Here is a 4,955-nt window from a genome sequence, read left to right as displayed (position 1 = left end):
CCGTGGACAAAGCGTGAACAACTCCGGCGGAGACAATCTCGGCATGTGAGAATAAAAATAGCTAAGTAAAGATCAAAATAATCTAGCGCCGGGGCTTGACAACGGGGCCCTCATAGAAGGGACGTGACGCCGCCCTCATCATCACTAGCACTGGCTTATCGCCAATCCATGCTCCATGACACGCGATCAACCCGAAGATCACCAAAAGCGTCGTTGGGTCTCTGGGAGGAATAAGGCCGGTGAGGCCCGTCCTGTCTGAGCACCGCCCGCAGTCCGCGAGGCGTCTAGCTAGGCCAGATCGCCCCATAGCGCCTGCAGGGCGCTCCGGGCAGCGACCCCCGCGGTCTCTGTGCGCAGGACCCGCGGGCCTAGCTCGGAAAGCAGGCACGCGCCCTCTGTGCGGATGAGGTGGTTGGTAGAATCATTGCGCCCCTACCCGTATGCCGCAGTCACCGCAGTTGCAAATCAAGCGGCAGCCTCAGTTACGGATCGCCGTTTATATTTTTCTCTACGGCCGTGCTCTGCAAACGCCTCTCTGATCTGTTCGCGCAATTGCTCTTCCTTCCAGGGTTTGGAGATGAACTTATAGATCCACCCGTCATTTATCGCACGCATCAAAGAAGTAGACTCGCTATAGGCCGTCAGCATCATGCGAACTGTGCCCGGATACAAGTCTTTTATGCGGCTTAGGAATTCGATCCCGTCCATTTCCGGCATGCGCTGGTCGGAAATAACGACCTGCGCCCCATGCTGTGCTAATAACTCGAATGCCTCCTTAGCACTATTCGCCGTTAGGATTTTGTAATCTTCATTGCCTAACTTACGCTCGAGAGCACGAGTTACGTCTGTTTCGTCGTCCACCAACAAGAGGATCCTTTCTACTTCGATGTCCGATCTCGGCAGCCCTTTGTCCTGTTGCAGGAGTTGGAAGGCCTCCTCGGCAACGATGGGTCGACTGAAATAATAACCCTGAATCTCATGACATCCATGAACCTGCAAGTAGCGGAGCTGTCCCTTCGTTTCGACACCCTCGGCGATAACGCGTAGCTTCAAGCTGCAAGCGATGTTAATGATGGTCAGCACAATCGCTGCGTCGTCGGGGTTGCTTATAACGCCGCGGACGAAACACTGGTCAATCTTCAGTTTGTCGAAGGGAAAATGCTTGAGATAGTTAAGGCTCGAGTAACCCGTGCCGAAATCATCGAGAGAAATGTGAATACCTAAGTCCTTCAAACTCCGAAGTCTCGCGAGCATTTCTTCTGGTTTATGCATTACCGCCGTTTCCGTAAGCTCCAATTCTAGGAACCGTGGTTGCAACCCCGTATCGTCTAATATCTTCGCGATACTTCGGTCGAGATCATTCTGCCCAAGCTGCTTAGCCGAGAGATTTACCGCCACTGGAATCGCACGCAATCCGGCGTCCTGCCAGGCTTTGTTCTGAGCGCATGCCGACCCCAACACCCATTCTCCCAACGGAGCGATTAACCCCGTTTCTTCCGCGAGCGGAATAAAGTGCGCAGGCGAAATCATACCACGCATTGGATGCTGCCAACGAACCAACGCTTCCATTCCAATGATCCGGCCGGACCCCAGATCGATCTGGGGCTGATAATGTAGGATCAACTCTTCGCGTTCGATCGCGCGCCGCAGGTCGCTCTCGAGTGCTAGCCGTTTGGAAGTCCCCGCGTCCATGCTGTCTTCGTAAAATCGGAACCTATCGCCGTGTTCCTTCGCTTTGAACATCGCAATATCGGCACGCTTAATGAGCGAGCCACAGTCCTTCCCATCGACCGGATAGACCGAAACACCAATACTCGTGCTGACATACATCTCTTGGCCTACAAACACAAACGGTGTAGCCAGCGCCTTGCTGATCTTCTCGACCACATTCGTAACTACCATCAACGAATCAATATGTTCAAGGATGATCGTAAACTCATCGCCGCCGATCCTCGCCACGGTGTCTGTCGACCGGACACAACCCGAGAGGCGCTCGGCGGCCGCTTTTAATAGGAGATCTCCAACCTCATGTCCCAGCGTGTCATTCACCAATTTGAAACGATTGAGGTCCAGAAACAAGATCGCATGCAGTTGATCGGAGGATGACCGGCCAATCAGGACCTCTAAGCGCTCTTTAAATAATGTCCGGTTGGGAAGCCCCGTGAGCGAGTCTTGGTAGGCGAGACGGCGGACATGCGCCTCGGCACGACTGGCTTGAAGAAGTCGGCTTACGCGCTGACGCAATACTGCGAAATTGATCGGCTTCGAAATGTAATCGGTAGCGCCTGCCGCAAACGCACCATCGATGGAGCTTTCGTCGTCCAGTGCGGTGATGATCAATATCGGTATGCGTTCACCGTGGCGAAACTCTCGCATACGCCTACAGGCCATAAAACCGTCCATCTCGGGCATCATGGCGTCCATCAATACCAGGTCAGGCATCTGCCGCTCACAAAGCGCGAGTGCATGTAGACCATGTGCCGCTTCCTCCATCCTATGGCCGTCTGTCTCCAACAACGCCCGTAACGCGGCACGCATACTGCGGTCATCGTCTACGATAAGAATGCGCGCTTGACCGACTTCTCGCGACGCGCCCTGCTGAACCCTTTGCTGGAGCTCCTGGTCTAAAGCGAGCTTAACCAGCTTGTATTCATTGAAGAGCGCCGTAACCCACTCTGTGGTACCTTCCGTGGCCCCGCCGCGAGCTATATCCTCAAGCTGTTTAGCGTTGGCCGCAAGACGGTGCGCCCCGAGAGTTCTACTGCTGCCTTTGATGTTATGCGCGATTTCGCCAAGTAACCGGACATCACCATTGGCTACGGCAGCCTCCAATGACCTCAAGTGACCCGGCATATCCTCGAGATAATATTGGACCACCCGCGGGAACCCGCCACCCACGCTGTCGCGAACCTCGTCGAGGATTGCACGGTCAATGGCTGCGTCTCCCGATGCCGTTCCACCTTCCAGCGAGATACCTGCATCTTGAGTGATGGGATCGAGCCATTGCGCAAGCTTCACGTGCAAGCTCTGGAGCGTAAGCGGTTTCGGTAGGTAATCGTCCATTCCGGACGCAAGACACTTGTCACGGTCGCTCGGTTGAACGTTCGCAGTCATTGCGATAATCGGAATTCGGGCGCTCCCTTGCTCGATCGCTCGAATCCGCCGCGCAGCTTCATAGCCATCCATGCCCGGCATTTGGCAGTCCATGAGCAGAAGGTCAAACGCCTGTCTCGCCATCTGCGCCAAGGCTTGCTGCCCGTCGGAAGCAATTTCCACCTGACAGCCGAGCCGTTCCAGCATACCCATTGCAACTAGCTGGTTGGCACGGTTGTCCTCGACTACCAGGATTCGTCCTCCGAGGCGCATCGGGGTCTCGGTCTCGCTGTGCAACACCAGTGGTGATCGATAATCGTCGGACGGATTGATGGCAGCTGCGATACAATCGTACAATTCCGAAGCACGTATGGGCTTGCGGAGGCAACGGGCCATAGGCGGCCGAACCCAGATACCCGGCGGCTGTTGCTCATTAGTCGTTAGGATCACTTTTAACTCGGCGAGGGCGGGATCGGCCGCAATGTTGTCCACCAGTTCAGTGCCCCCTGTTCCGGGTAGCGAGTCATCCACGATCGCTAGATCGTAGGGACTCCCTTGCGCTACCGTCGAACGCAACATCTCGAGCGCCTGCCGTGCACTCGCCGTACTGTTTAAATACTCGATCCCCCATCCGCCGAGCGTCTGAGCGATAAATGCGCGCACCACTTCACTGTCATCGACGATCAAAACACGCAAACCGTTAAAACTCCGTTCGGCGTTAGTAAGTCGCTCCGCCACCGAGGCGGATTGATCGAGCGCGACGGTAAACCAGAAAGTGCTACCTTGCCCGAGCTCGCTCGCAAGCCCGACGTCACCACCCATAAATGCCACCAACTGACGGCTAATCGCCAAACCCAAACCGCTGCCACCATAGTTGCGCGTCGTCGAACCGTCTGCTTGAGTGAAGGCCTCGAAGATCCGCCGGTGCGCCTCGATCGGGATGCCGATACCCGTATCCTTCACTTCGAACCGCAACAGCGTCTTGCTTCCTCGATCGCTGTCCTTGCTAACCCGAATAGCCACCTCTCCTTGTGCGGTAAACTTCACCGCATTGCCGACCAGATTGATCAGAACTTGTCGGATCCGGCTTGGCTCACCGCGCACCGTGCTCGGGACCTGGTCTGCCACCACATAGTTCAAATCGATCGCTTTGCGTTGCGCCTGACGGGCGAGCATGGCGACCACCTCGTCCAAGATCTCCCGCAAGCAGAAATCGACGGGTTGCAGCTTTAGCTTTCCGGATTCGATCCGGGAGAAATCCAGGATATCCTCGATTAAAACCAGCAACGCTTTGCCGGCCTGATTCGCTACCTCCAGGTAGTCGCGTTGTTTCGACGTCAACGCCGTGCCCTGCAATAATTCCAGCATCCCCAGCACTCCCCCGAGCGGCGTGCGAAGCTCGTGGCTGACATTTGCAGCGAACTCCCCTTTTACGCGAGCTGACTCGATGGCTGCGTCGCGCGCTTCTTCTAGTTGCCCCTCGCGCGCTTGGAGCACCGCCATCATCGTATTAAATGCCTGTTCCATCTCGATGATATCTCTGGGCCCCCGAAGCTCTGCCCGCAGTTGTTTCTCGCCTTGGGACGCGCGCCGCATGATGGTCGCTAAGTTCTTCAGTGGCGTGGTGACTCGACCGGTCAAGCCACAAAGGGGTAAGAGAAGACCGACCGCCAACCCAAGAGAAACCAGCAGGTTTGTGGTGAGAATATCCCGCTCCGTGACATGTAACATATGTTGGCTCTTCGGGACAATTTGTGGGTGGTTGCGAGCCTGTGAGGGGCATGGGTGCCTGTGGACTTGTGGATAACATCCCTGTTACCCACAGGGCCCACAGGCCAAGCTGGGGATCTGTGGACAACCTC

General features: G+C 55.9%; 1 protein-coding gene and 1 pseudogene. Both read right to left on the bottom strand.

Annotated features, from left to right (window positions below):
• Positions 1–288: 288 nt before the first annotated feature.
• Positions 289–381: pseudogene (locus M3461_23055) on the bottom strand (16S rRNA (uracil(1498)-N(3))-methyltransferase).
• Between the two features lie 84 nt (positions 382–465).
• The gene (locus M3461_23050; GenBank protein ID MDQ3777019.1) at positions 466–4,824 is read right to left on the bottom strand and encodes a response regulator; all 4,359 of its coding nucleotides are present in this window, start codon (positions 4,822–4,824) and stop codon (positions 466–468) included.
• Between the last annotated feature and the right edge of the window lie 131 nt (positions 4,825–4,955).

The organism is Pseudomonadota bacterium (assembly GCA_030860485.1).
In the GTDB taxonomy this organism is placed as follows: Bacteria; Pseudomonadota; Gammaproteobacteria; order JACCXJ01; family JACCXJ01; genus JACCXJ01.
The sequence above is the reverse complement of the archived record's forward strand: the minus strand, read 5'-3'. Positions and strand labels throughout refer to the sequence as shown.

What these genes read in the sequence shown, in the direction of transcription:
- M3461_23050 (MDQ3777019.1), bottom strand. Translation starts at nt 4,824, where the DNA reads ATGTTACATGTCACGGAGCGGGATATTCTCACCACAAACCTGCTGGTT.